Here is a 25,289-nt window from a genome sequence, read left to right as displayed (position 1 = left end):
GCAGAACGCAACGAGGGTTTTTCCTCTCAGGAAATCATTGTTGTCCAAATGGCAACTCGTACTGCCGCGCAATAGCCATTACTCTGTACGCCTCTATTCTCGCGGGGGTCTTATGGCACGCTTTCTTATCTGCAGTTTTGCGCTGGTTTTACTCTATCCATCCGGCATCGATATGTATCTGGTGGGTTTGCCGCGTATTGCGCAGGACCTCGGCGCCAGCGAAGCACAGCTGCATATTGCGTTCTCGGTTTACCTTGCGGGCATGGCCGCCGCGATGCTGTTTGCCGGCAGAGCAGCCGATAAATCCGGGCGTAAACCGGTCGCCATTTTCGGTTCGACGACATTTATTCTGGCTTCGCTGCTCTGTGCGCACGCGCAGACCAGCGATCTCTTCCTCGTCGGGCGTTTTATCCAGGGCATCGGGGCGGGGAGCTGTTATGTCGTCGCTTTCGCCGTGCTGCGCGATACGCTCGACGATCGTCGTCGCGCCAGGGTGCTGTCGCTGTTAAATGGCATCACCTGCATTATCCCGGTCCTGGCTCCCGTTCTGGGTCACCTGATTATGCTGAAATACCCGTGGCAGAGCCTGTTCTACACCATGACCGGCATGGGAGTGATGGTCGGCCTGCTCTCGGTCTTTATGCTGCGGGAAACGCGGCCAACAGCCCCTTCGCATACTCTCGCCGGGCAGAAAAATGCCACGGAATCCCTGCTGAACCGCTTTTTCCTCAGCCGTATCGTCATTACGACCCTCAGCGTAACGGCGATCCTCACCTACGTTAACGTCTCCCCGGTATTGATGATGGAAGAGATGGGGTTCGATCGCGGACAATATTCAATGGCGATGGCCTTAATGGCGCTGGTCAGCATGACGGTGTCGTTCTCAACGCCCTTTGCGCTCACCCTGTTTAAACCGCGGACGTTGATGCTGACGTCACAGGTCATGTTCTTTACGGCCGGGACTTTGCTCAGCCTTGCCACCAGCCAGACGGTAACTATGCTGGGTCTGGCGCTGATTTGCGCTGGCTTCTCAGTGGGCTTTGGCGTAGCCATGAGCCAGGCCCTGGGGCCCTTTACCCTGCGTGCCGGGGTTGCCAGCTCGGTACTGGGCATTGCTCAGGTTTGCGGCTCTTCGCTGTGGATTTGGCTGGCCGCCATCATCGGGTTAAGTGCCATGAATATGCTGATCGGGATTCTCATTGGCTGTAGCATAGTGAGTATTGTTCTGATTCTGGCCGCTTCCTCTGTTCGGGCTGCGCAACATAATGAAGAAATCCCTGTCGAGTCTCGATCTTAATTTATTACTCTGTCTGCAGCTTCTGACCCAGGAGCTCAGCGTCACCCGCACGGCGAAACGCATGAACGTTTCGCCGTCGGCGGTGAGTAAATCATTAGCTAAACTGCGTACCTGGTTTGACGATCCGCTATTCGTTAAAACGCCGCTCGGTCTGTCGCCGACGCCATTGATGACCAGCATGGAGCAGGATCTGGCGGACTGGATGCAGATGGGCAACCAGATCCTCGATAAACCCCACCACATCATGCCGAGCGGTCTGAAGTTTGAACTGGCGGCGGAAACACCGCTGCTGATGATCCTGTTTAATTCGCTGTCGCAGCAAATCTACCAGCGCTATCCCCAGGCGCTAATTCGCCTGCGCAACTGGGACTACGACTCGCTGGACGCGATCATTCGCGGTGAGGTTGATATCGGCTTTTGCGGACGTGAAACGCATCCGCGTTCACGGGAGCAGCTCAGCCAGCTGCCGTGGTATATCGATTTTGAAGTCCTGTTTACCGACCTGCCTCAGGTCTGGCTGCGCGCGGATCACCCGGCACTCGACGAAGAGTGGAATCTGGAGACCTTTTTACGCTATCCGCATATCAATATTAGCTGGGAACAGAGTGATACCTGGGCGCTGGATGACGTTCTCCACGAGCAGGGGCATAAACGTACCGTTGCGTTAACGCTGCCGGGATTTGAACAATCGCTGTTTATGGCCGCCCAGCCGAATCACACGATGCTGGCCACCGCGCCACGTTATTGCCATCACTATAACCGGCAGCACCATCTGCCGCTGGTGTCGCGGCCGCTTCCGCTGGAGCCGCTATTGCTGGAAAAAACGCGGGTGCCCTTTACCCTGCTATGGCACAAACGCAACAGCGACAACCCGAAGATAGTCTGGCTCAGAGAAACGTTTAAGCGGCTCTATGCGGACCCCCTCTGACGTGATTTCTCCTGCCATCCCCGCCTGACTGCGCAAGAAATTGTAAAAATCGCGCAAATCCCTTTTCAAGGGGGGATTTCCGCATTAAAACCTATCAATACCAGGTGATAATAGATCCCCACAACTTTTTCTCTGACCATTAATCACGGAGCGACGAATGGCAACGCATTTTGCAAGAGGGATACTCAGCACCAGGGAGCCGCTATCGACACGACTGTCCGCGGCCTGTCATCAATCCGCACAGCGCCTGCCAGAATACCGACAGGCCCGCTATCGCGCATCACGTTCACTGCTCGCCGAACTGTTGTTTATGCTGTATGGCATTAGTGAGCTCCCCGAAATCATCAGAGAAGATAACGGCAGGCCCGTTTTTCGCGATCCCCACCTGCCCCGATTTTCCATTTCCTATGCCGGAAACATTGTCGGCGTGAGCTTGACGACGGAAGGTGATTGCGGACTGGATATGGAGCTTCAGCACGCCTCACGCGGCGTCCACCCGCTGTACGATGCCAACCGCTACGTGTTCAACAGCAATGAGAATTTATGGATTAACATCCAGCACGACCCTGACGAAGCGCGCGCCCAGCTGGTGGCGCTGCGCCGGAGCGTGCTGAAGTTAACCGCTGAAGCGCCCGTTCGTCTGCAGCTGCTACCCGGCGCGGGCCGACTGCGAACCACCAACATGCAGCCTGTTGAAGCCCTGTGCGATGCGGAAACGATACTGGTCTGGTCGATTGCCGCCACGCCGGCCATCGGCCCGCTTAAAGTCTGGGAATACAATTGTCAGGAAGGCTGGCGTAGTCTGCCGGACGCACAGATGCGAGCAAAGGAGTCCTCTGCCCGTCTGATGCGCTTTACCAGCCTGCCCATAGAAAAAGCACTCTCCCTCAACTGACCGGTCTGTCCGGCCATCATGATGCAAAGGAGCAATCATGTCTGATACGTTGAAAGTTGTTACGCTACTCGGAAGTCTGCGCAAGGGGTCTTTTAATGGCATGGTTGCACGCACCCTGCCTGGCATTGCGCCGGCGGGCATGGAGATCGTCGCGCTGCCAGTATCACCTGCGTCAAATTCTGGTGTTCCTCGATGCGATGGTGATGAACAAGCCTGAGTTTATGGGCGGCGTGATTCAGAACAAGGTCGATCCGCAATCGGGAGAGGTGGTCGATCAGAGCACGCTCGACCATTTAAGTGGGCAGCTGAGCGCCTTTGCCGAGTATATTCAGCGAGTAAAAGCGTAAAAAAAAGCCCGGCATCGCTGCCGGGCTTTTTCATTATGCACGACATGCACGACGCTTAGTGCGCATCGATAAACACAATTTTCAGTACGAACAGCAGCGAGACGATAATCACGCACGGGCTGAGGTCGCGCAGGCGACCGGTACCAATCTTCATCACGCAGTAAGAGATAAAGCCTAACGCAATCCCCTCGGTAATCGAGAAGCTGAACGGCATCATCACCGCGGTCACAAAGGCCGGCACCGCTTCCGTCAGGTCGTCCCACTTCACGCGCGACAGGCTGGATGTCATCAGTACGCCCACATAGATCAGCGCACCTGCTGCGGCATACGCCGGCACCATGCCGGCCAGCGGCGACAGGAAGATCACCAGCAGGAACAGAATCCCCACCACCACCGCCGTCAGACCGGTACGTCCGCCCACGGAAACACCGGAAGAGGATTCGATATAGGCGGTCACAGACGAGGTGCCGATAAAGGACCCTGCCACCGATGAGATACTGTCAACAAACAGCGCCTGCTTCATCCGCGGGAATTTGCCTTTTTCATCGGCCAGGCCGGCTTTGTCGGTCACGCCGATCAGAGTTCCGGAGGAGTCGAACAGGTTGACCAGCATAAAGGAGAAGATGATACCCGCCAGACCGAGATTAAAGGAGCCGGCCAAATCAACATGGCCAATCACCGATGTAATGCTCGGCGGAGCGGAAACAATACCGGTGTAGTGAACATCACCCAGAATCCAGCCCAGCAGCGTCGTAACGATGATGGAGACCAGTACCGCAGCATGAATGTTACGGGAAGCGAGAATAGCGATAATAAAGAAGCCGAGAATCCCCAGCAGCACGCTGTGGGAGGTCAGGTTGCCGATGCTCACCAGGGTGTCTTTGTTTGCGACAATCACGCCGGCATTTTTCAGCCCCATCATGCCGATAAACAACCCAATACCGCTGGTGATCCCCACGCGCAGGCTGACGGGAATATTGGCGATCATCCAGTAGCGTACGCGGAAAATAGTCAGCAGCAGCAGACCAACGGCGCCCCAGAAAATAGCCCCCATCCCCACCTGCCACGGCAGCCCCATCGCCTGGACGACGACAAAAGCGAAGAAGGCATTCAGCCCCATTGCCGGCGCCAGCGCAACCGGCAGGTTAGCAAACAGCCCCATCAAAATACTACCGAAGGCGGCGATCAGACAGGTCGTCACAAAGACAGCGCTGGTATCCATACCCGCTACGCCAAGAATTTGTGGGTTAACGAAAACAATGTAGACCATTGTCAAAAAGGTGGTGAAACCTGCTATCGCTTCGGTACGTGCCGTCGTGCCGTGTTCACGTAGTTTGAATACGCGCTCCAGCAGACCCTGGCCAGAAGACTGGCTGGTTTGTTGTTGACTCATTATCGGTTTCCGAACAAAAGGAGGGAAAATTCGTCGCTATCCTATACCAAAATGCGACACCGGGGGCAGTTGTATGGTAATTTTTTTCATTGAATTTGCTTATACGGCAACGATTGCGTCTTGTGAATAGGCAGGACGAAAACGTTAACTTGTTAAAATGGAAACGGCATGTCCCAAATAGAAGCCCTGTTTTTCGACTGCGACGGCACGCTGGTCGACAGCGAAGTGATCTGTTCCCGCGCCTATGTTCACATGTTCAAAGCGTTCGGCATTACCCTGGATTTAGACGAGATTTTTAAGCGTTTCAAAGGCGTAAAGCTCTACGAGATCATTGATACCATCAACGAAGAGCACGGCGTTAATCTACAAAAACCAGAGCTCGAACCCCTCTACCGCGCCGAAGTCGCGCGCCTGTTTGATTCTGAACTGGAAGCGATTGCAGGAGCGGAAACGCTGCTGGATGCGGTCAGCGTGCCAATGTGCGTGGTCTCTAACGGCCCGGTCAGTAAAATGCAGCACTCGCTGGGAAGAACCGGCATGTTGCGCCATTTTCCCGACCGACTGTACAGCGGTTACGATATTCAGCGCTGGAAACCCGATCCGGCACTGATGTTCCATGCAGCAAAGGCCATGAACGTTAACGTCGAAAACTGCATTCTGGTGGATGATTCCAGCGCAGGCGCTCAGTCCGGGATTGAGGCAGGAATGGAAGTCTTTTACTTCTGCGCCGACTCGCACAACAAACCGATCGATCATCCAAAAGTGACGACCTTTACTGATTTGGCACAGCTGCCCGCGCTGTGGAAAGCCCGTGGATGGAATATTACGCGTTAATGAAAAAAGCCGGATGGCGCTAGCGCTTATCCGGCCTACAGGATCCGTGGTGTTGAAGGCCCGGTAAGCGTAGCGCCTCCGGGCATTTTACGGCGGATCACTCTTTCGGGTCTTTACCCGCCAGCAGCTTATCCAGCTCATCGCCACCAACGTGGCGGAAATCCTGGCCTTTGACGAAGTAGAAAATATATTCGCAAATATTCTGGCAGCGGTCGCCGATACGCTCGATAGAACGGGCGCAGAACAGTGCGGTCAGCACGCTTGGAATCGTACGTGAATCTTCCATCATATAGGTCATCAGCTGACGCACGATGCCCTCATATTCCTGATCCACCTTCTTATCTTCGCGATAGATACGCACCGCCTCATCGAGATCCATGCGAGCAAAGGCATCCAGCACGTCATGCAGCATCTGCACGGTATGACGCCCCAGCGATTCCAGGCTCACCAGCAGCGGCTGGTGCTGCTGGGAGAACTTCTCCAGCGCGGTACGGCAAATTTTATCCGCCACGTCACCGATACGTTCCAGCTCGGCTATAGTCTTGATAATTGCCATGACTAAACGCAGATCGCTGGCGGTTGGCTGACGCTTGGCGATGATACGCACGCAGGCTTCATCAATGGCCACTTCCATCATGTTGACCTGCTTATCGCCGTCAATCACGCGTTTTGCCAGATCGCTGTCCTGATTGTGCATCGCGGTGATGGCATCAGACAGCTGCTGTTCCACCAGCCCACCCATGGTCAACACCTGAGTGCGGATATACTCCAGTTCTGCATTGAACTGGCCAGAAATATGTTTGTTAAGATTTAGGTTGTCCATGGTGTCTCCTGAATGCCCAACGGGTTAGATCCTGTGAAAGCAGAAGGGCAATCAACCGTAGCGGCCAGTAATATAATCTTCAGTTTGTTTCTTCGCGGGCTTGGTAAACAGATCGTCCGTGTTACTGAATTCAATCAGCTCGCCAAGATACATAAATGCCGTATGGTCTGAACAACGCGCAGCCTGCTGCATGTTGTGGGTAACGATAACGACGGTGTAGTCCTGTTTCAGTTCGGTGATCAGCTCTTCAATGCGCCCGGTGGAGATCGGGTCCAGCGCTGAACACGGTTCATCCAGTAACAGCACTTCCGGACGAATCGCGATACCGCGCGCGATGCACAGACGCTGCTGCTGACCGCCGGAGAGAGAATATCCGCTCTGATGCAGTTTATCTTTGGTTTCGTTCCATAATGCGGCTTTGGTCAAGGCCCACTGCACGCGCTCGTCCATATCGGCACGCGACAGCTTTTCAAACAGGCGAACGCCAAAGGCGATATTGTCATAAATCGACATCGGGAACGGCGTCGGCTTCTGGAAAACCATACCGACTTTGGCACGCAGCAGAGCGATATCCTGAGTATTGGTCAGAATATTATCGCCATCCAGCAGGATTTCGCCTTCCGCACGCTGCTCCGGGTAGAGCTCGAACATCTTGTTGAATGTCCGCAGCAGGGTCGACTTACCGCAGCCTGACGGGCCGATAAACGCCGTAACCTGGTTTTTGGTGATATCCAGGTTGATATTTTTCAGGGCATGGAATTTTCCGTAGTAGAAGTTCAGGTTACGAACTGAAAGTTTACCCGGGGTCGCATTCGCCATACTCATCAATCTCTTCCTCATTCGGCGCCGCATTTCGCCGCGCCGCAAAAATTAACCGTGTTTATTCTTCGCGAAAACCACGCGCGCCAGAATGTTCAGCAGCAATACGCACAGGGTGATAAGCAGTACCCCGGCCCATGCCAGTTGCTGCCACTCCGCGAACGGACTCATGGCAAATTTGAAAATGGTCACCGGCAGGTTGGCAATCGGCTGCATCATATCGGTGCTCCAGAACTGGTTGGAGAGCGCAGTGAACAGCAGCGGCGCCGTTTCACCGGCGATACGCGCGATAGCCAGCAGGATCCCCGTCATGATGCCGGACACCGAGGCCTTCAGGGTGATGGCAGAAATCATTTTCCACTTCGGCGTACCCAGCGCATAGGCCGCTTCACGCAGGCTGTCCGGCACCAGTTTCAGCATATTCTCGGTGGTACGAATCACGATAGGCACCTGCAGCAACGCCAGGGCGATAACCCCAGCCCAGCCGGAGAAGTGCTGCATCTGCGCAACCACGATGGTGTAGACGAACAGACCCACGACGATGGACGGCGCGGAAAGCAGGATATCGTTAATAAACCGGATCACTTCCGCCAGCACAGACTTACGCCCGTATTCCGCCAGATAGATACCCGCCATAATGCCTAGCGGCGTACCGAAAACCGTCGACCACAGGATCAGCAGGCCGCTGCCCGCCAGGGCATTCGCCAGACCACCGCCCGCGGTGTTCGGCGGCGGCGTCATTTCGGTAAACAGCGCCAGACTCATGCCATCAATACCGCGGGTCACGGTGGACATCAGGATCCAGATAAGCCAGAACAGCCCGAAGACCATGGTTCCCATTGACAGGGTCAGGGCGATACGGTTTTTCAGCCGGCGTTTAGCCTGCATCTTACGACGCGATTCAGCCAGCTCTGTGCTGGTTTGCAATTCAATCGTTGCCATTAGCGCGCCCCCTCACTCTTCGCCAGACGCATCACCATAAACTTCGATGCGGCCAGAACAATAAAGGTAATCACAAACAGAATCAGCCCCAGCTCCATCAGCGCCGCCACATGCAGCCCGGTTTCCGCTTCGGCAAACTCATTCGCCAGGGCGGAAGTAATACTGTTCCCCGGCATATACAGTGAAACGCTATCCAGCTGGTAGGTGTTGCCGATAATGAAGGTCACCGCCATGGTTTCCCCCAGCGCGCGCCCCAGACCGAGCATCACGCCGCCGATAACCCCGTTCTTGGTAAATGGCAGGACGATACGCCAGATAACCTCCCAGGTCGTACAGCCGATACCGTAGGCCGACTCTTTCATCATCACCGGCGTTTGTTCAAACACATCGCGCATGACGGCGGCGATGTACGGAATAATCATGATGGCCAGAATAACGCCCGCCGCCAGAATACCGATACCAAATGCCGGACCGGCAAACAGCGCCCCGACAAACGGAATCGTCGACAGGACGTTGCCCACCGGCTCCTGAAAGTAGGTAGCAAACAGCGGAGCAAAGATAAACAGGCCCCACATGCCGTAAACGATACTTGGGATGGCCGCCAACAGTTCAATGGCGATACCAAGAGGGCGTTTCAGCCAGGCAGGGGAGAGCTCCGTCAGGAACAGCGCGATACCAAAGCTCACCGGAACGGCGATCAGCAACGCAATAAATGAGGTCACCAGCGTGCCATAGATAGGCACCAGCGCACCGAAAATTTCGTTGGGCGCATCCCACTCTTTGGTCCACAAAAAGGAAAAACCAAACTTCTGAATGCTTGGCCATGAAGAGATGATGAGGGAAACGATGATGCCGCCCAGCATCAATAGCACAATCAGCGCAGCCAGTTTGACCAGCACGCCGAAAATTATGTCACCCTTTTTCCCCGGAGGGTTAAATGCCGGCTTGGTTGCAGCCATAGATTACTCTTTAAGTTCGGGCCCGAAAGGCCAGTATTTTACTGACCTTTCGGGCAAAGGTAATGCTATACACATCATCCTTTAAGCTGCCACTGGCGGACAGCTTAAAGTCTGGCGGTATTTAGTACAGCGCTTTACCGCTGCTGTCTTTCACGTTGGTTTTCCATGCAGCGCGAACCTGCTCAACCACGCTTTCCGGCAGCGTTGCGTAATCCAGTGCGTTGGCTTCTTTACTGCCATTTTTGTACGCCCAATCGAAGAACTTCAGCACTTCAGCAGTCTGTTCTGGTTTGGTCGTGGCTTTGTGTACCAGGATAAAGGTGGTTGAGGTGATCGGCCATGCATTCTCACCTTTCTGGTTAGTCAGATCCTGTGCGAAGGATTTGCTCCAGTCGATACCTTTAGCCGCGTTAGCGAAGTTATCTTCCGTCGGGCTGACCGGCTTGCCATCTGCGGAAAGCAGTTTGGTGTAGGCCAGGTTGTTCTGCTTCGCATACGCGTATTCTACGTAGCCAATGGAGCCCGGCAGACGTTGAACGAAAGCGGCGATGCCGTCGTTACCTTTACCGCCCAGACCGGTCGGCCAGTTAACGGTAGAACCCGCGCCAATCTTAGATTTCCACTCTTCGTTCACTTTCGCCAGGTAGCTGGTGAACACGAAGGAAGTACCGGAACCATCGGCGCGACGAACCACGGCGATATTCTGAGACGGCAGCTTCATACCCGGGTTGAGTTTAGCGATCGCTTCGTCATCCCACTTTTTAATTTTGCCCAGGTAGATATCACCCAGAGTTTTACCGTCCAGAACCAGCTCACCCGACTTCACGCCAGGCAGGTTGATTGCCAGAACCACGCCACCGATCACGGTCGGGAACTGGAACAGGCCTTCCTGAGCCAGTTTGTCATCGGCCAGAGGAGCATCAGAAGCACCGAAATCGACGGTGTTAGCAATAATTTGTTTTACACCACCGGAAGAGCCAATACCCTGGTAGTTCACTTTATTGCCGGTTTCTTTCTGATAGGTATCAGCCCATTTGGCATACACCGGTGCAGGGAAAGTTGCGCCCGCGCCAGTCAGGCTTGCAGCTGCAAATGCAGAGAAAGCGCTCATCGATAAGGTCGCGGCGACAACTGTTGCGACGGTGGTACGCATAACGTTCATAATGTCTCCTGCTGGATTCGTAAATCGTTGTTTCGAGGCTATGGTGAGCAAAATAGGACAAAGAGGTGACAGTAAAATGTACGAATTATTACAGTTTTATGACACTCAAAAAGACAGCCGACTGGTGAAAATAAAAACAATATAAATCATACTGTTAATTATTTAAGTGACCGTAAGATTGCAGAAAAATTTTCTTTTTATGACACTTAAAATCGTAGTCGAAGATGACGGTTTGTCATAAACCCGCGCAGCGGCATTTTTCACCAGAGCACTGAAAAACGATCGCCGGAAATAAAAAAAGGGCCGCCGGATGGCAGCCCTTTGTCTGATGCGTGTTGGCTTATTCTACGGTGACCGATTTCGCCAGGTTACGCGGCTGGTCGACGTCAGTGCCTTTAATCAGCGCAACGTGATAGGCCAGCAGCTGCAGTGGCACGGTGTAGAAGATCGGCGCAATCACCTCTTCAACATGCGGCATTTCAATAATGTGCATATTGTCGCTGCTGTTGAAACCCGCCTCGCCATCGGCGAAGACATACAGCTGGCCGCCACGCGCGCGAACTTCTTCAATGTTGGATTTCAGCTTCTCCAGCAATTCGTTATTCGGCGCAACGACGATCACCGGCATTTCAGCGTCAATCAGGGCCAGAGGACCGTGCTTCAGCTCACCGGCCGCATAGGCTTCCGCGTGGATATAAGAGATCTCTTTCAGCTTCAGCGCCCCTTCCAGCGCGATCGGATACTGATCGCCACGGCCAAGGAACAGCGCATGGTGCTTATCGGAGAAGTTCTCGGCCAGCGCTTCAATACGCTTATCCTGCGACAGCATCTGCTCAATACGGTTCGGCAACGCCTGCAGCCCATGAACGATATCATGCTCAACGGCGGCATCCAGACCTTTAAGGCGCGCCAGTTTTGCCACCAGCAGCAGCAATACGGTCAGCTGAGTGGTAAAGGCTTTGGTCGAGGCCACGCCGATCTCAGTGCCCGCTTTGGTCATCAGCGACAAATCGGACTCGCGGACCAGAGAAGAACTCGCCACGTTACAAATAGCCAGCGATCCGAGGTAGCCCAGCTCTTTTGACAGACGCAGCGCGGCCAGCGTATCCGCGGTTTCACCGGACTGGGAAAGCGTGATCATCAGGCTGTTGCGACGCACCGCCGATTTGCGATAGCGGAATTCAGAGGCGATTTCCACATCGCACGGCACGCCCGCCAGCGCTTCAAACCAGTAGCGAGAAACCATGCCGGAGTTATACGAGGTGCCGCAGGCTACGATCTGGATATGTTCAACCTGAGACAACATTTCATTCGCATGCGTGCCCAGCTCGCTGAGATCCACTTCGCCATGGCTGATGCGCCCGGTGAGGGTGTTTTTGATCGCATTCGGCTGTTCGTAAATCTCTTTTTGCATGTAGTGACGGTAGGTGCCTTTGTCGCCTGCGTCGTACTGCAGATTAGATTCGATCTCCTGACGTTTCACCTGCACGCCTTTGGTATCGAATACGGTCACGCTGCGGCGAGTCACTTCCGCGATATCGCCTTCTTCGAGGAAGATAAAGCGACGGGTAACCGGCAGCAGAGCCAGCTGATCGGAGGCAATAAAGTTTTCCCCCATACCCAGACCGATAACCATCGGGCTACCGGAACGCGCTGCCAGCAGCGTTGACGGGTCACGGGAATCCATGATCACCGTACCGTAGGCGCCGCGAAGCTGAGGAATGGCTCGCAGTACCGCTTCACGCAGCGTGCCGCCCTGCTCCAGCTCCCAGTGCACCAGGTGAGCAATCACTTCGGTGTCAGTTTCAGAGACGAAGGTGTAACCACGCGCTTTCAGCTCTTCGCGCAGCGGTTCGTGGTTTTCGATGATACCGTTATGGACCACCACAATGTGTTCAGAAACATGCGGATGCGCGTTACCTTCAGACGGCTCACCGTGCGTTGCCCAGCGGGTATGGGCAATCCCCGTACCACCGTGTAACGGGTGCTCTTCTACCGCCTGAGCCAGCATCTGGACTTTACCGAGACGACGAACGCGGGACATATGCCCTGCGTTATCAACCACTGCCAGACCGGCAGAGTCATATCCACGGTATTCCAGACGACGTAAACCTTCGAGAAGGATTTCAGCAATATCACGCTGCGCGACTGCGCCAACAATTCCACACATAGTTAAATTTCCTGATAATGGCGTTATGCCATGCGTTGTCGCTGACCTGTATTTGCCCGCGTTACGGGCGCCCCGAGCCTTGTAGAGAGTGGGGTTATTTTTATGGTACTGCCTGCGGACGGGGACCTATATTGATCCTCTCATCCTGGTTCGCCGGGCGGTTTCCCCCCCGGCGACAATCCAAACATTACGTCTTCTTCACCGGACGCTGCCAGCCCTGTTTATGGACCTGCGGCACACGGCTTAAAACCAGTTCGTTGTCGGCAATATCGCGCGTGACCGTCGTACCGGCGGCAATCGTGACGCCGTTACCCACGGTCACCGGCGCCACCAGCTGAGTGTCGGAACCGACAAACACATCGTCGCCGATAATGGTTTTGAATTTATTTGCACCATCGTAGTTACAGGTAATGGTACCGGCGCCGATATTCACGTTGTCGCCGATTTCCGCGTCGCCGAGGTAGGAAAGATGCCCTGCCTTCGAGCCTTTACCCAGCCGCGCTTTTTTCATTTCTACGAAGTTGCCAACATGCGCGCCTTCCAGCAGTTCGGCGCCAGGACGCAGGCGCGCGAACGGACCGATGGTGCAGGCAGCCTGCAGATGAGCATCTTCCACAACCGAATACGGGCTGATCTCACAGTCATCGCCAATGGTGCTGTTTTTGATCACGCAGCCGGCGCCGATCTTCACACGTTCACCCAGAACCACGTTGCCTTCGAGGATAACGTTAGTATCAATCTCCACATCGCGCCCATGTTTCAGGGTACCGCGGAGATCAAAACGCGCCGGATCGCGCAGCATCACGCCTGCCAGCAGCAGTTTTTCCGCCTGTTCGGATTGATAAACGCGCTCCAGACGCGACAGCTGCAGGCGGTTGTTTACCCCTTCAACTTCGCTTAAGCGCTGCGGATGAACGGCAACGATTTCACGCCCTTCCTGATACGCCATGGCGATAATATCGGTGATGTAGTATTCACCCTGCACATTGTTGTTCGTCAGCTTCGCCAGCCAGCGTTTTAAATCCGCCCCACCAGCGATCAAAATACCGGTGTTAATTTCCTGAATCTGACGCTGCGTATCGCTGGCATCTTTATGCTCCACGATGCCGGTAACCTGACCGTTTTCACGCGTAATGCGACCATATCCGCTCGGATCGTCCAGCTTCACCGTCAGCAGGCCAATGCCGCCCTGTGGCTTCGCCGCGCGCAGGCGTTGTAGCGTATCAACGGAAATCAGCGGAACATCGCCGTACAGCATCATGATGTCTTCATCATCATGGAAGAACGGTGCCGCCTGTTGCATGGCATGGCCGGTACCGAGCTGTTCAGCTTGCAAGACCCAGTTAAGATTATCTTCATGCAGCGTCTGGCGCAGTAGATCGCCACCGTGCCCGTACACCAGATGTACGGCCGAAGCACCGAGATCTTTAGTCGCATCAATAACATGCTGCACCATTGGCTTCCCGGCCAGGGAGTGCAGCACCTTAGGAAGATCGGAATACATGCGGGTCCCTTTGCCTGCGGCAAGGATAACCACGCTCATCGCACTGTTTGACATACGCATCCTGACAACAATTAGAACGAAAAGTAAAAGCCTTTCACGTTGAAATATCTACATATTTTTCATCATGAAACGAGACGAGGATAAAACGCTCTGGCTCAACGATATACACCATTTTATGGTGCTCTTTTTCACCGCTGCAAATAAGTTTATCTCCTAAAAACGCGCATAAGGGAGATAAATCCCTGCTATCTCACTGCTTTTCCTGTTTTTTTGACACCTGAATAAAGCAAGGTAATAAAATAAAACACAGTTTCAATATTCGTTAATTGTGACGCAACAAATAGAAACACCATTTCATTATTATGATAATGCTGCTCAATAATTACCCAGGAGACAAAAATGAATAAAAAAATACCTTTGGCATTAGCCCTTTGCAGCACAATTATCGCATTACCGCTGCAGGCTGACGAGCAGCATGTCTGGCGAGGCATCGCTTTTGGTCAATCAACTGACGTGAATTTTTCCTCCAACGTACTGCCGGAAAAGATCGGCGTTAACGATGTAACGATAGCAGGAAAAAAACTGGCTCCGCAGGATGTTGCCAATCTCCAGGCTCCTGTCACCATTGAGAGTCGGGGCGGAAAAATAGCCAACTCGCACGACGGTCTGACCTTCTTTTATACTGAACTACCGGCCCGACAGAATTTCATCCTGCAGGCCACGGTGACGGTGGATCAATTTGGTCCGGAAAATGGCGCCCTTCCGGCAGCACAGGAGGGCGCAGGGCTGCTGGTTCGCGATGTCATCGGCCATCCGCGGCAGCAGCCTTTAGTGGTTGGCTACGAAGAGTTTCCGGCAGCATCCAATATGGTCATGAACGCGATTATGACCCAGGATAAAAAAGATCGCTCGCGCGTCAAACTCCAGGCCATTACCCGGGAAGGGATCGCGCAACCGTGGGGAAACGCAGGTTCGACTATCAACCGGCTGAGTTATAAAGAGAATATCGATCTTAAGCAGACACCGGACTTCCAGCTCAGACTCGAACGTACCAACGAGGGATTTGTCACATCATGGGCGCCCGTCGGCAGCGATAAGTGGGTGAGTCAAAAAGTGCCTCATGCCGATCTGATCACGCAACAGGATAAAGACAATTACTACGTTGGCTTTTTTGCTTCTCGTAACGCCAAAATCACCGTCAGCCATGCATCTCTGGTGACATCCCCGGCGAATATCGTTGCTTCGCAGCCCTATGTTGCCAAAACCTGGCCGGTGGTGATGCAAATCGCCTCAGGCGTACAAAGCCAGAGCGCAGATTACGTATTGCAGGCCCGGGCCAGTGACGATGGCGATTTCACTGTTCGTCAGGATGAGGTGACGATTGGGATGAATAAAAAGGTCAAAGCCGGTGAGATGTTTACTCAACCCGCGACGCTCAAAGAGAAAAATACCTTTGAAATTGTTTTTACCCCCGCCAGCGGCCAAAAACCCATTACGCAAAGCCTGACGGTTGAACGCAACCAGCGTGTTGAAGGGAACACGCTGCATGTCTCCCCTGAGGGGCAGTCTGACGCGAAAGGGACGCTGGATTCTCCGCTCGATCTCTCCACCGCGGTCGATTTGTTGCCTCCGGGCGGAAAGATTATCTTAGCCGCCGGGGATTATCCGCAAACGGTGATTCCGCTTCAGGCCAGCGGGCTCAGAGAAAAGGTAAAAACGCTGCAGGCCAACGGCAAGGTGGTTATTCATGGCCTGCTGCTGGATGCCAACTACTGGCATATCAATGGCATCTCGATAACAGACAAAAGCCTGCGCATACAGGGTAGCCATAACCTGATCGAGAACGTCACGGCCTACAAAAACGAGGATACCGGGATCCAGATATCCTCCCCGGACAAAACAGGTCGCCCACTATGGGCCAGCTACAATCGGGTCGTGAACTCAGAATCCTACGGCAATGAGGATCCCGGTAAGATTAACGCCGATGGTTTCGCGGTAAAAATGCGGGTAGGGGAAGGTAATCGTCTGGAAGGTTGCTACTCACACGACAATATCGATGACGGATTCGACCTGTTTAACAAAATCGAAGACGGCGCCAATGGCGTTGTGGTGATCGAGAATTCAATTGCACGCAATAACACCAGTAACGGTTTTAAACTCGGCGGGGAAGGGCAGCCGGTTGCCCACGAAATACGTAACAGCATTGCTATCGGTAACCATCTGGATGGGTTTACCGATAATTTCAATCCCGGCAAGCTGGTAGTGGTCAATAACGTCGCGATAGATAACCAGCGCTTTAACTATCTCTTCCGCCCCAGCCCATACGGTAAGCCAGAGACTCAAGGCGATTTCAGCGACAACCTGTCACTGCGCAGCCAGCCCGGAAAATATGATGATGCCGTTGTCGGGAATATTAAAGATAACAACTACTTTATTCGCGGCGGGAAAAGCGTCAATGCGGAGGGGAAGACCATTCTGAGCGCCGATTATCAAACCCTGGCGCTACCGGATCCGCTGCTGCGTCATGCCGATGGCAGTTTTGCTACCGGAGACTTTCTCAACCGTCGATAGCAAGGGCGTCTTGCGCTTTATCCGGCAGAGAAAACACAAAGGCCGCCCTCGGGCGACCTTTTTCGTTCTGCTTCACACCGCATGTGTTGTCGTTTTCGTTAGCGGTACAGCGCAAATGCAGAGAAGTTGGCGACTTAGTGATTGAAGGTACCGAAAGTGACGTTCATAGCACTGAAGAAAGCGATGATTTTGTTAAGCAGTTTCATGATGACTTCCTGGATAAAGAATGTGTTCTGGTAGATTTGTTTTGTGACTCACATCACAAAAACAAGTCTACGCTTCATTTTTTAACCGATCAACAGAAATGAGATGCTCGTCACAAAAAATTAAAATGCCATTTTAGTTTTGATAAATATGAAACGAAGCCATAAAAAAAGCCAGCCTGGAAACCAGACTGGCTTTTTAACTTTCAAGCCGGTGTTACATCGCTTTTTTGGTCAACTCGATAACGCGCAGTTTGGCGATCGCTTTGGCCAGTTCCGCGGACGCCTGAGCGTAATCCACGTCGCCGTGAGAGCTGTTAATGTGCTCTTCCGCTTTACGCTTCGATTCCAGGGCTCGCGCTTCGTCGAGATCCTGGCCACGAATTGCCGTATCAGCCAGAACGGTCACGCTACCAGGCTGCACTTCAAGAATGCCGCCGGACAGATAGATAAACTCTTCATGACCGTGCTGTTTAACGATGCGAATCATACCAGGCTTAATGGCGGTGAGCAGCGGTGCGTGACCCGGGTAAATACCCAGTTCACCTTCACTACCCGTTACCTGGATTTTCTCGACCAGACCGGAGAACATTTGTTGCTCCGCGCTGACGACGTCCAGGTGGTAAGTCATTGCCATATCACCCTCCGATTAAGGCGTTAAAGTTTTTTGGCTTTTTCCACGGCTTCGTCGATAGAACCGACCATGTAGAACGCCTGCTCTGGCAGGTGATCGTATTCGCCTTCCATGATGCCTTTAAAGCCACGGATGGTGTCTTTCAGGGAGACGTACTTGCCCGGAGAACCGGTAAATACTTCTGCCACGAAGAACGGCTGGGACAGGAAGCGCTGAATCTTACGTGCGCGAGCTACCACCAGTTTGTCTTCTTCAGACAGTTCATCCATACCGAGGATGGCGATGATGTCTTTCAGTTCCTGATAACGTTGCAGCAGGGACTGTACGCCACGTGCGGTGTCGTAGTGTTCCTGACCCACAACCAGCGGATCCAGCTGACGGCTGGTGGAGTCCAGCGGGTCAACGGCCGGGTAGATACCCAGAGACGCAATCTGACGGCTCAGTACCACGGTTGCATCAAGGTGAGCAAAGGTGGTGGCTGGTGACGGGTCAGTCAAGTCATCCGCAGGGACGTATACGGCCTGTACGGAAGTGATAGAACCGGTTTTGGTGGAGGTGATACGTTCCTGCAGAACACCCATCTCTTCCGCCAGGGTCGGCTGATAACCTACCGCTGAAGGCATACGACCCAGCAGTGCGGATACTTCAGTACCGGCCAGGGTATAACGATAAATGTTATCGACGAACAGCAGAACGTCACGACCTTCGTCACGGAATTTCTCAGCCATGGTCAGGCCGGTCAGAGCAACGCGCAGACGGTTTCCCGGCGGCTCGTTCATCTGGCCATAAACCAGGGATACTTTATCCAGAACGTTGGAGTCGGTCATTTCGTGGTAGAAGTCGTTACCCTCACGAGTACGTTCACCGACGCCCGCAAACACGGAGTAACCGGAGTGCTCGATCGCGATGTTACGGATCAGCTCCATCATGTTTACGGTTTTACCTACGCCCGCACCACCGAACAGACCTACTTTACCGCCCTTAGCGAACGGACACATCAGGTCGATAACTTTGATGCCGGTTTCCAGCAGTTCCTGAGAACTGGACAGCTCTTCATAAGACGGAGCTGCGCGGTGAATAGCCCAACGCTCTTCTTCGCCGATGTCGCCTTTCATATCGATCGGCTGACCCAGCACGTTCATGATACGACCCAGCGTTGCTTTACCAACCGGGACTTCGATCGGGTGCTCAAGGTCTTTAACTTCCAGACCACGACGCAGACCGTCAGAAGAACCCATGGCGATAGCACGTACGATACCACCGCCGAGCTGCTGCTGAACTTCCAGCACCAGGCTCTCATTACCATTCTGTACCTCAAGAGCATCGTACACGCGCGGTACGGCATCCTGAGGGAATTCGACGTCAACCACGGCGCCGATTACCTGGACAATTTTTCCAGTAGCCATCTTGAATCCTCTACGAATTAACCTGGTTATACCGCGGATGCACCACCGACGATCTCGGTGAGTTCCTGAGTAATGCTGGCCTGACGAGCTTTGTTGTATACCAACTGCAGCTCTTTAATCAGGCTGCCGCCATTATCGGTTGCGGCTTTCATCGCCACCATACGTGCGGCCTGCTCGCTGGCCAGGTTTTCTACCACGCCCTGATAAACCTGGGACTCGACATAACGACGCAGGAGGGTATCCAGCAGCGCTTTCGGGTCTGGCTCATACAGATAATCCCAGGATTTACGCTTCAGCTCAGCATCTTCTGATGCCGGTAACGGCAGCAGCTGAGTGATGGTCGGAGTCTGGGACATGGTATTAATAAATTTGTTGCTGACAACGTACAGCTTGTCCAGACGGCCTTCATCATAGGCCTGCAACATCACTTTTACCGGGCCGATCAGTTCGGACAGCGATGGGTTATCTCCCATGCCAGTCACCTGGGCGACAATATTGCCACCGACGGAACTAAAGAAAGATACGCCTTTAGAGCCGATCATTGCGATGTCGCACTGAACGCCTTTATCGGACCATACTTTCATATCTGCCAGCACTTTCTTGAACAGGTTAATGTTCAAGCCGCCGCACAGACCACGGTCGGTCGACACCACCAGGTAGCCCACGCGTTTAACGTCGCGTTCTTCCAGGTACGGGTGCTTATATTCCAGATTACCGTTTGCAAGGTGACCAATCACTTTGCGCATGGTATCTGCATAAGGACGGCTGGCCGCCATGCGCTCCTGCGATTTACGCATTTTGGAAGCGGCGACCATTTCCATCGCTTTAGTGATCTTTTGCGTGTTCTGGACGCTTGCGATCTTACTACGTATCTCTTTTGCGCCGGCCATGAACTTCTCCTCAATGCCTTGCGGCCTGCCCTAAGGCAAGCCGCCAGACTTTACCAGGACTGGGTTGCTTTAAAGGAGTCGAGGATGCTTTTCAGCTTGCCTTCGATCTCGTCGTTATAGCCACCGGTCTGGTTAATCTCTTGCATCAGCGGAGCGTGGTCACGGTCAACGTAAGCCAGCAGAGCGGCTTCGAAGCTACCGATTTTCGCCAGTTCCACATCTTCGAGGTAACCGCGTTCAGCAGCAAACAGGACCAGACCCTGCTGTGCTACAGACATCGGTGCATACTGTTTCTGTTTCAGCAGCTCGGTTACTTTCTGACCATGGCTCAGCTGTTTACGGGTTGCTTCATCCAGATCGGATGCGAACTGAGAGAACGCAGCCAGTTCACGATACTGTGCCAGCGCGGTACGGATACCACCGGACAGTTTCTTGATGATCTTGGTCTGAGCAGCACCACCAACACGGGATACGGAGATACCCGGGTTAACCGCAGGACGAATACCGGAGTTAAACAGGTTGGTTTCCAGGAAGATCTGACCATCGGTAATGGAAATTACGTTGGTCGGAACGAACGCAGAAACGTCACCCGCCTGGGTTTCGATAATCGGCAGTGCGGTCAGGGAGCCGGTTTTACCTTTGACTTCACCTTTGGTGAATTTCTCAACGTATTCCGCGTTAACGCGGGATGCGCGCTCCAGCAGACGGGAGTGGAGGTAGAACACGTCGCCCGGGAATGCTTCACGTCCTGGCGGACGACGGAGCAGCAGGGAAACCTGACGGTAAGCAACGGCCTGTTTAGACAGGTCATCGTAAACGATCAGCGCATCTTCACCGCGGTCACGGAAGTATTCGCCCATTGCGCAACCGGCATACGGCGCCAGGTATTGCAGTGCAGCAGATTCAGAAGCAGTCGCCACGACAACGATTGTGTTGGACAGCGCGCCGTGCTCTTCCAGTTTACGTACCACGTTAGAAATGGTGGACGCTTTCTGGCCAATAGCTACGTACACGCACTTGATGCCGGAATCACGTTGGTTGATGATCGCATCGATTGCCATCGCGGTTTTACCGGTCTGACGGTCACCGATGATCAGCTCACGCTGGCCACGGCCGATTGGAATCATGGCATCGACGGATTTGTAACCGGTCTGTACCGGCTGATCGACGGACTGACGTTCGATAACGCCCGGAGCGATAACTTCGATTGGCGAGAAGCCATCGTGCTCAACCGGACCTTTACCGTCGATAGGTGCACCCAGGGTGTTCACCACGCGACCCAGCAGGCCACGGCCAACCGGAACTTCAAGGATACGGCCAGTACATTTAACCTTCATGCCTTCGGCGAGGTCAGCGTACGGACCCATTACTACTGCACCTACGGAGTCGCGCTCCAGGTTCAGTGCGATAGCGTAACGGTTACCCGGCAGGGAAATCATCTCACCCTGCATACAATCGGCCAGGCCGTGGATGCGGATAACACCGTCACTGACGGAAACAATAGTACCTTCGTTGTGAGCTTCGCTCACCACATTGAACTGAGCAATGCGCTGCTTGATCAGTTCGCTGATTTCGGTGGAATTCAGTTGCATGCTCCAGTCCCCTTAAGACTGCAAGACGTCTGCAAGGCGATCAAGACGGCCGCGTACGCTACCATCAATGACCATATCACCCGCACGGATGATAACACCTGCCATAACAGACTTATCGATTTTGCAATTCAGCTTAACTTTGCGTGACAGACGTTTTTCCATCGCGCCGACGATCTTCTCAAGCTGTGCTTCACTCAACTGGGAGGCAGAAATAACATCGACCTCTGCGGTTGCCTCACTGGCAGCGCGCAGGTGAATGAATTGCTCAAGAACATCCGGGAGCACTTGCAGACGACCATTTTCAGCCATAACCCGAATCAGGTTCTGGCCATTTTCGTCCAGTTGCTCACCGCATACCGCAATGAACGCGTCAGAGAGCGTTTCCGGCGCCAGAGCACCGGACAGAAGCTCTGCCATTTGTTCGTTTTTGGTCACTTCAGCGGCAAACGCCAGCATATCCTGCCAGCGTTCAACACTTTTGTGTTCGACGGCAAAGTCAAAAGCTGCTTTGGCGTAGGGGCGAGCTACCGTTACAAATTCAGACATCAGCCCCTCCCTCCTTACAGTTCAGCGACAAGTTTGTCCACGATGTCGCTGTTAGCAGCTTCATCCACGGAACGTTCGATGATCTTCTCGGCGCCAGCAACAGCCAGGATTGCGACCTGCTTACGCAGCTCCTCGCGAGCACGTTTACGTTCGGCATCGATTTCAGCCTGCGCCTGTGCGACGATTTTGGTGCGTTCCTGTTCTGCTTCAGCTTTAGCTTCGTCCAGCATCTGAGAGCGACGCTTGTTCGCCTGCTCGATGATGACCTGAGCTTCCGCTTTCGCTTTTTTCAGCTGGTCGGTCGCGTTGGCCTGTGCAAGGTCCAAATCTTTCTTAGCGCGTTCTGCAGAAGCCAAACCGTCAGAAATCTCTTTCTGACGTTTTTCGATGGCAGCCATTAACGGCGGCCATACGTACTTCATGCAGAACCATACGAAAAGAACAAACGCGATGGCCTGGCCGAGGATTGTTGCGTTCATGTTCACAGCACAATACCTCTTAAATTAACTCTGTGGCTTAGGTTTCTTTCGAACAACTTACTACGCGACAGCAAACATCACGTACAGACCCAGACCTACAGCGATCATCGGGATAGCATCCACCAGACCCATAACGATAAAGAACTGAGTACGCAGCAGAGGAATCAGATCCGGTTGACGCGCTGCGCCTTCCAGGAATTTGCCCCCGAGGATGCCGATACCGATCGCAGCACCGATCGCCGCCAGACCCATCATCACAGCGGCAGCCATGTACAGCAGATCCATATTCAGGTTTTCCATGACAGTCTCCAGTTTGTTTCAGTAAAAACGTAGTATGTTGGTAAAAATCAATGCTCTTCAGATGCCATCGACAGATAGACGATCGTCAGAACCATGAAGATGAAGGCTTGCAGCGTAATAATCAGGATGTGGAAAATGGCCCATGGCACATTCAGAACCCACTGTGACCACCACGGCAGCAGACCAGCAATCAGAATGAAAATCAGCTCACCGGCATACATGTTGCCGAACAGTCGCAGACCAAGTGAAACCGGTTTGGACAGCAGGCTTACCCCTTCAAGGATTAAGTTGACAGGAATGAATGCCCAGTGATTGAACGGCTGCAGCGTCAGTTCTTTAACGAACCCACCCACGCCTTTCATTTTGATGCTGTAGAAAAGAATCAGGATAAACACGCCAAGCGCCATCGACAGGGTGATGTTCACGTCAGCAGACGGAACCACGCGCAGTGCAGGCAGGCCGAAAATGTGTTCGCCGATGTAAGGAATCAGGTCGATTGGCAGCAGGTCCATCAGGTTCATCAGGAATACCCAGACAAACACGGTGAGGGCCAGCGGAGCAATCAGCTTGCTCTTGCCATGATACATGTCTTTGACGCTGCCATGGACGAAACCAATGGTCATCTCGATAGCCGTCTGGAGTTTACCAGGAACACCGCTGGTCGCTTTTTTCGCAACGCTACGGAAAATGGTAAGGAACAACAGACCGAGCACCACTGAGAAGAACATGGAGTCAATGTTGAGCGTCCAGAAGGTGGCCGGGGGGTTGTGCGGATCCACCAGCGAGAAAGTACGCAGGTCCAGCTGAAGGTTGTTCAGATGGTGGCCTATGTATTCCTGCGGCGTCATATTTTCTGCAGCCATGATGCCTTTTACCCTTTGTTGTTAATTACAGCTGGTGCCAGAATTTGTACCACCAGCACCAAAACCCACGTCACTATCAGCGGCATGAATACCACTTTGAATACAGCCAGCGCCACCGCGAGGAGGGCAAAGGTCAGCAACACCTTGAAAGCTTCGCCGAAGGCGAAGGTCCAGGCCACTCGGCCTTTAGATGGTGTATGCGCCTGATGACGCCAGGCAAAAATCATAAACAACATGTTTGGCAAAACAACCGCCAAACCTCCACATACAGCGGAGACGCCCCAGAAGGGGTCTTTTAGGCTGAACAGCAGTCCACTTGCTATTACTGCCAGTAACTGAATAAACAGAAGCTTACGAGCAACGTTTCGACTCAAGAGCGACACAGACATCACGTTTTTACTCCTGCTCCCTTCGAGGTATGTCGCGTGTCGTATAAAACGTCCTTTAAGACGAAGAGTCAAGCATCAAAAAGCGGACAAATTATACGGTGACGCCCCGTGATTTCAAACAATAAGTAGCAAAATAGTGAATAAATGTTTAATTATTTTCCAGCTGGCAACTTTTCCTGCATTTTGCCAATCTGTGAGCCGTCATACGAAACTGCAAATACTGAGAAAACACAGAGATTAAAGCGTGCACCAGATCACATATTAAACATTTTAGAGGAATGCGAATTAATTCCGTTCATAAATTGTCTGTTTTCATCTTTTTGATATTAAAGATAAAAAATGAGCAGTTTTTATAAAACAACCACGCATACAATGAAAACCTTTTATTGACATTTATAATAAATATTTAACATCTGTATGCTCTGTCAGGCGCTCGATTTTTAGCGTACTGATATTTTCAATGTTGACTATTTTATGGGTTAACCAACCGTCAAAGTTAACTTCGAGATAACCCATAGTAAAAACATGGTTAAAATGCCCCGGGAATAGCTCGCAGTCACATTTATTTTTGTAACATGCTACGGTCTCATTTTTTTCACATTTTTTGATAAAAACTAAATCATTTTTGGCTTAATAACCACCAGGTGACGCTCCCCTTCCAGCTCAGGAACATGCAGCCTGATGATCTCGCTGACGGTATATCCGTTGGGAAGATTTGCCATTTCATCTTCCTGGGCCACCCCTTTCAACGCATAGAAGCAGCCGGTTTCTGACGGCAGATGATGACACCAGCTGACCATGTCATTCAGAGAGGCAAATGCGCGGCTGATGACGCCATCGAACGGCGGCTCAGCGGGGAAATCTTCCACGCGGCTCTGTACCGGAGCAATATTATCCAGTTTTAACTCATGCTGGACCTGACGAAGAAAACGCACGCGCTTACCAAGGCTGTCCAGCAGCGTGAAATGTGCTTGCGGAAGAACTATCGCCAGCGGGATTCCCGGTAGCCCTGGCCCTGTTCCGACGTCGATAAAACGCGTTCCCTGCAGATACGGCGCAACAACAATGCTATCGAGGATATGGCGAATCAGCATCTCATTCGGATCGCGAACGGAAGTCAGATTGTAGGCTTTGTTCCACTTATCCAGCATTCCAACATAGGCCACCAGCTGGTTTTTCTGGTGATCGGTGAGCGAAATACCGGCTTCAGCCAGCAGACGAGAAAGTTTGTTGAGCACGTTCAGTACCTGTCCAGAAATAATGAGCCCGGAGGCGATGACGCTTACCGGGCCGGTGAATCAAAAGGGCGGAGGCGCAGTCTGCTATCCGCCAAATTCCGCCTG

At 53.0% G+C, this 25,289-nt stretch carries 23 protein-coding genes and 1 pseudogene; 6 read left to right on the top strand and 18 right to left on the bottom strand.

The features are described from left to right. The first annotated feature begins 112 nt into the window (after positions 1-112). From AC007G_RS13495 to AC007G_RS13480, 4 genes and pseudogenes are all read left to right on the top strand, one after another. A complete protein-coding gene (locus AC007G_RS13495; RefSeq protein WP_142630228.1) occupies positions 113-1,297 on the top strand; it encodes an MFS transporter in 1,185 nt (394 codons plus the stop codon). Continuing rightward, positions 1,266-2,225 (top strand): HTH-type transcriptional regulator YidZ, encoded by a 960-nt coding sequence (gene yidZ, locus AC007G_RS13490; RefSeq protein WP_032690164.1) that lies wholly within the window; start codon positions 1,266-1,268, stop codon positions 2,223-2,225. The genes AC007G_RS13495 and yidZ overlap by 32 nt, the downstream gene beginning before the upstream one ends. 310 nt (positions 2,226-2,535) lie before the next feature. After that, positions 2,536-3,120 carry a 4'-phosphopantetheinyl transferase family protein gene (locus AC007G_RS13485; RefSeq protein ID WP_479466621.1) on the top strand — a complete coding sequence of 195 codons (585 nt, stop codon included), beginning with the start codon at positions 2,536-2,538 and terminating at the stop codon, positions 3,118-3,120. A 37-nt stretch (positions 3,121-3,157) separates the two neighbouring features. After that, positions 3,158-3,467, top strand: a pseudogene (locus AC007G_RS13480) (hypothetical protein). Positions 3,468-3,522: 55 nt separating this feature from the next. Here the strand turns inward: AC007G_RS13480 and AC007G_RS13475 are convergent. Beyond that, positions 3,523-4,860, bottom strand: coding sequence for an NCS2 family permease (locus AC007G_RS13475; protein ID WP_004869195.1), 1,338 nt, complete (start codon positions 4,858-4,860; stop codon positions 3,523-3,525). A gap of 168 nt (positions 4,861-5,028) precedes the next feature. Here AC007G_RS13475 and yieH point away from each other — a divergent pair, with 168 nt between their 5' ends. After that, the gene (yieH, locus tag AC007G_RS13470) at positions 5,029-5,694 is read left to right on the top strand and encodes a 6-phosphogluconate phosphatase (RefSeq protein ID WP_032697067.1); all 666 of its coding nucleotides are present in this window, start codon (positions 5,029-5,031) and stop codon (positions 5,692-5,694) included. Positions 5,695-5,791: 97 nt separating this feature from the next. Here the strand turns inward: yieH and phoU are convergent, their stop codons facing one another. From phoU to glmU, 7 genes are all read right to left on the bottom strand, one after another. Continuing rightward, entirely contained in the window at positions 5,792-6,517 is a 726-nt protein-coding gene (gene phoU, locus AC007G_RS13465) for a phosphate signaling complex protein PhoU (protein ID WP_004869199.1), read from the bottom strand. A 51-nt stretch (positions 6,518-6,568) separates the two neighbouring features. After that, positions 6,569-7,342, bottom strand: coding sequence for a phosphate ABC transporter ATP-binding protein PstB (gene pstB / locus AC007G_RS13460; RefSeq protein WP_004869200.1), 774 nt, complete (start codon positions 7,340-7,342; stop codon positions 6,569-6,571). Between the two features lie 45 nt (positions 7,343-7,387). Then, positions 7,388-8,278 carry a phosphate ABC transporter permease PstA gene (gene pstA / locus AC007G_RS13455; protein WP_032690160.1) on the bottom strand — a complete coding sequence of 297 codons (891 nt, stop codon included), beginning with the start codon at positions 8,276-8,278 and terminating at the stop codon, positions 7,388-7,390. Further along, positions 8,278-9,237: a phosphate ABC transporter permease PstC gene (pstC, locus tag AC007G_RS13450; protein WP_004869204.1), complete on the bottom strand. Its 960-nt coding sequence runs from the start codon at positions 9,235-9,237 to the stop codon at positions 8,278-8,280. The genes pstA and pstC overlap by 1 nt, the downstream gene beginning before the upstream one ends. A 121-nt stretch (positions 9,238-9,358) precedes the next feature. Further along, entirely contained in the window at positions 9,359-10,399 is a 1,041-nt protein-coding gene (gene pstS, locus AC007G_RS13445) for a phosphate ABC transporter substrate-binding protein PstS (protein ID WP_032690159.1), read from the bottom strand. Positions 10,400-10,739: 340 nt separating this feature from the next. Then, positions 10,740-12,569, bottom strand: a complete 1,830-nt coding sequence (glmS, locus tag AC007G_RS13440; RefSeq protein WP_032690158.1) for a glutamine--fructose-6-phosphate transaminase (isomerizing) — start codon at positions 12,567-12,569, stop codon at positions 10,740-10,742. 187 nt (positions 12,570-12,756) lie between these two features. Beyond that, positions 12,757-14,127 carry a bifunctional UDP-N-acetylglucosamine diphosphorylase/glucosamine-1-phosphate N-acetyltransferase GlmU gene (gene glmU, locus AC007G_RS13435; protein WP_032690157.1) on the bottom strand — a complete coding sequence of 457 codons (1,371 nt, stop codon included), beginning with the start codon at positions 14,125-14,127 and terminating at the stop codon, positions 12,757-12,759. 345 nt (positions 14,128-14,472) lie between these two features. Here glmU and AC007G_RS13430 point away from each other — a divergent pair, with 345 nt between their 5' ends. Next, the gene (locus AC007G_RS13430; protein WP_142630226.1) at positions 14,473-16,644 is read left to right on the top strand and encodes a right-handed parallel beta-helix repeat-containing protein; all 2,172 of its coding nucleotides are present in this window, start codon (positions 14,473-14,475) and stop codon (positions 16,642-16,644) included. A gap of 420 nt (positions 16,645-17,064) precedes the next feature. Here the strand turns inward: AC007G_RS13430 and AC007G_RS13425 are convergent, their stop codons facing one another. From AC007G_RS13425 to rsmG, 10 genes are all read right to left on the bottom strand, one after another. Continuing rightward, the gene (locus tag AC007G_RS13425) at positions 17,065-17,484 is read right to left on the bottom strand and encodes a F0F1 ATP synthase subunit epsilon (RefSeq protein WP_004869216.1); all 420 of its coding nucleotides are present in this window, start codon (positions 17,482-17,484) and stop codon (positions 17,065-17,067) included. Positions 17,485-17,504: 20 nt separating this feature from the next. After that, complete coding sequence (gene atpD, locus AC007G_RS13420) at positions 17,505-18,887, bottom strand: F0F1 ATP synthase subunit beta (RefSeq protein ID WP_004869217.1); 1,383 nt, start codon at positions 18,885-18,887, stop codon at positions 17,505-17,507. Between the two features lie 26 nt (positions 18,888-18,913). Next, positions 18,914-19,777, bottom strand: a complete 864-nt coding sequence (atpG, locus tag AC007G_RS13415) for a F0F1 ATP synthase subunit gamma (protein WP_004869218.1) — start codon at positions 19,775-19,777, stop codon at positions 18,914-18,916. 50 nt (positions 19,778-19,827) lie between these two features. Beyond that, positions 19,828-21,369 carry a F0F1 ATP synthase subunit alpha gene (gene atpA / locus AC007G_RS13410; RefSeq protein ID WP_004869219.1) on the bottom strand — a complete coding sequence of 514 codons (1,542 nt, stop codon included), beginning with the start codon at positions 21,367-21,369 and terminating at the stop codon, positions 19,828-19,830. A 12-nt stretch (positions 21,370-21,381) separates the two neighbouring features. Next, positions 21,382-21,915 (bottom strand): F0F1 ATP synthase subunit delta, encoded by a 534-nt coding sequence (gene atpH, locus AC007G_RS13405; protein ID WP_004869220.1) that lies wholly within the window; start codon positions 21,913-21,915, stop codon positions 21,382-21,384. 14 nt (positions 21,916-21,929) lie between these two features. Continuing rightward, positions 21,930-22,400, bottom strand: a complete 471-nt coding sequence (gene atpF / locus AC007G_RS13400; RefSeq protein WP_004869221.1) for a F0F1 ATP synthase subunit B — start codon at positions 22,398-22,400, stop codon at positions 21,930-21,932. A 54-nt stretch (positions 22,401-22,454) separates the two neighbouring features. Beyond that, on the bottom strand, positions 22,455-22,694 hold the full coding sequence (gene atpE / locus AC007G_RS13395) for a F0F1 ATP synthase subunit C (protein ID WP_000429386.1): 240 nt from the start codon (positions 22,692-22,694) through the stop codon (positions 22,455-22,457). A 47-nt stretch (positions 22,695-22,741) separates the two neighbouring features. Next, positions 22,742-23,557 carry a F0F1 ATP synthase subunit A gene (gene atpB, locus AC007G_RS13390; RefSeq protein WP_004869223.1) on the bottom strand — a complete coding sequence of 272 codons (816 nt, stop codon included), beginning with the start codon at positions 23,555-23,557 and terminating at the stop codon, positions 22,742-22,744. Positions 23,558-23,565: 8 nt separating this feature from the next. After that, complete coding sequence (gene atpI, locus AC007G_RS13385; protein WP_004869225.1) at positions 23,566-23,946, bottom strand: F0F1 ATP synthase subunit I; 381 nt, start codon at positions 23,944-23,946, stop codon at positions 23,566-23,568. 614 nt (positions 23,947-24,560) lie between these two features. Next, positions 24,561-25,184, bottom strand: a complete 624-nt coding sequence (rsmG, locus tag AC007G_RS13380) for a 16S rRNA (guanine(527)-N(7))-methyltransferase RsmG (RefSeq protein WP_032690155.1) — start codon at positions 25,182-25,184, stop codon at positions 24,561-24,563. Positions 25,185-25,289 lie beyond the last annotated feature (105 nt).

This window comes from Klebsiella sp. CSG-1, assembly GCF_056521145.1.
Note: the sequence above shows the minus strand (reverse complement) of the source record. Positions and strands in the feature narration are given on the sequence as shown.

What these genes read in the sequence shown, in the direction of transcription:
- AC007G_RS13495 (WP_142630228.1), top strand. Translation starts at nt 113, where the DNA reads ATGGCACGCTTTCTTATCTGCAGTTTTGCGCTGGTTTTACTCTATCCA.
- yidZ (WP_032690164.1), top strand. Translation starts at nt 1,266, where the DNA reads ATGAAGAAATCCCTGTCGAGTCTCGATCTTAATTTATTACTCTGTCTG.
- AC007G_RS13485 (WP_479466621.1), top strand. Translation starts at nt 2,536, where the DNA reads ATGCTGTATGGCATTAGTGAGCTCCCCGAAATCATCAGAGAAGATAAC.
- AC007G_RS13475 (WP_004869195.1), bottom strand. Translation starts at nt 4,860, where the DNA reads ATGAGTCAACAACAAACCAGCCAGTCTTCTGGCCAGGGTCTGCTGGAG.
- yieH (WP_032697067.1), top strand. Translation starts at nt 5,029, where the DNA reads ATGTCCCAAATAGAAGCCCTGTTTTTCGACTGCGACGGCACGCTGGTC.
- phoU (WP_004869199.1), bottom strand. Translation starts at nt 6,517, where the DNA reads ATGGACAACCTAAATCTTAACAAACATATTTCTGGCCAGTTCAATGCA.
- pstB (WP_004869200.1), bottom strand. Translation starts at nt 7,342, where the DNA reads ATGAGTATGGCGAATGCGACCCCGGGTAAACTTTCAGTTCGTAACCTG.
- pstA (WP_032690160.1), bottom strand. Translation starts at nt 8,278, where the DNA reads ATGGCAACGATTGAATTGCAAACCAGCACAGAGCTGGCTGAATCGCGT.
- pstC (WP_004869204.1), bottom strand. Translation starts at nt 9,237, where the DNA reads ATGGCTGCAACCAAGCCGGCATTTAACCCTCCGGGGAAAAAGGGTGAC.
- pstS (WP_032690159.1), bottom strand. Translation starts at nt 10,399, where the DNA reads ATGAACGTTATGCGTACCACCGTCGCAACAGTTGTCGCCGCGACCTTA.
- glmS (WP_032690158.1), bottom strand. Translation starts at nt 12,569, where the DNA reads ATGTGTGGAATTGTTGGCGCAGTCGCGCAGCGTGATATTGCTGAAATC.
- glmU (WP_032690157.1), bottom strand. Translation starts at nt 14,127, where the DNA reads ATGTCAAACAGTGCGATGAGCGTGGTTATCCTTGCCGCAGGCAAAGGG.
- AC007G_RS13430 (WP_142630226.1), top strand. Translation starts at nt 14,473, where the DNA reads ATGAATAAAAAAATACCTTTGGCATTAGCCCTTTGCAGCACAATTATC.
- AC007G_RS13425 (WP_004869216.1), bottom strand. Translation starts at nt 17,484, where the DNA reads ATGGCAATGACTTACCACCTGGACGTCGTCAGCGCGGAGCAACAAATG.
- atpD (WP_004869217.1), bottom strand. Translation starts at nt 18,887, where the DNA reads ATGGCTACTGGAAAAATTGTCCAGGTAATCGGCGCCGTGGTTGACGTC.
- atpG (WP_004869218.1), bottom strand. Translation starts at nt 19,777, where the DNA reads ATGGCCGGCGCAAAAGAGATACGTAGTAAGATCGCAAGCGTCCAGAAC.
- atpA (WP_004869219.1), bottom strand. Translation starts at nt 21,369, where the DNA reads ATGCAACTGAATTCCACCGAAATCAGCGAACTGATCAAGCAGCGCATT.
- atpH (WP_004869220.1), bottom strand. Translation starts at nt 21,915, where the DNA reads ATGTCTGAATTTGTAACGGTAGCTCGCCCCTACGCCAAAGCAGCTTTT.
- atpE (WP_000429386.1), bottom strand. Translation starts at nt 22,694, where the DNA reads ATGGAAAACCTGAATATGGATCTGCTGTACATGGCTGCCGCTGTGATG.
- atpB (WP_004869223.1), bottom strand. Translation starts at nt 23,557, where the DNA reads ATGGCTGCAGAAAATATGACGCCGCAGGAATACATAGGCCACCATCTG.
- atpI (WP_004869225.1), bottom strand. Translation starts at nt 23,946, where the DNA reads ATGTCTGTGTCGCTCTTGAGTCGAAACGTTGCTCGTAAGCTTCTGTTT.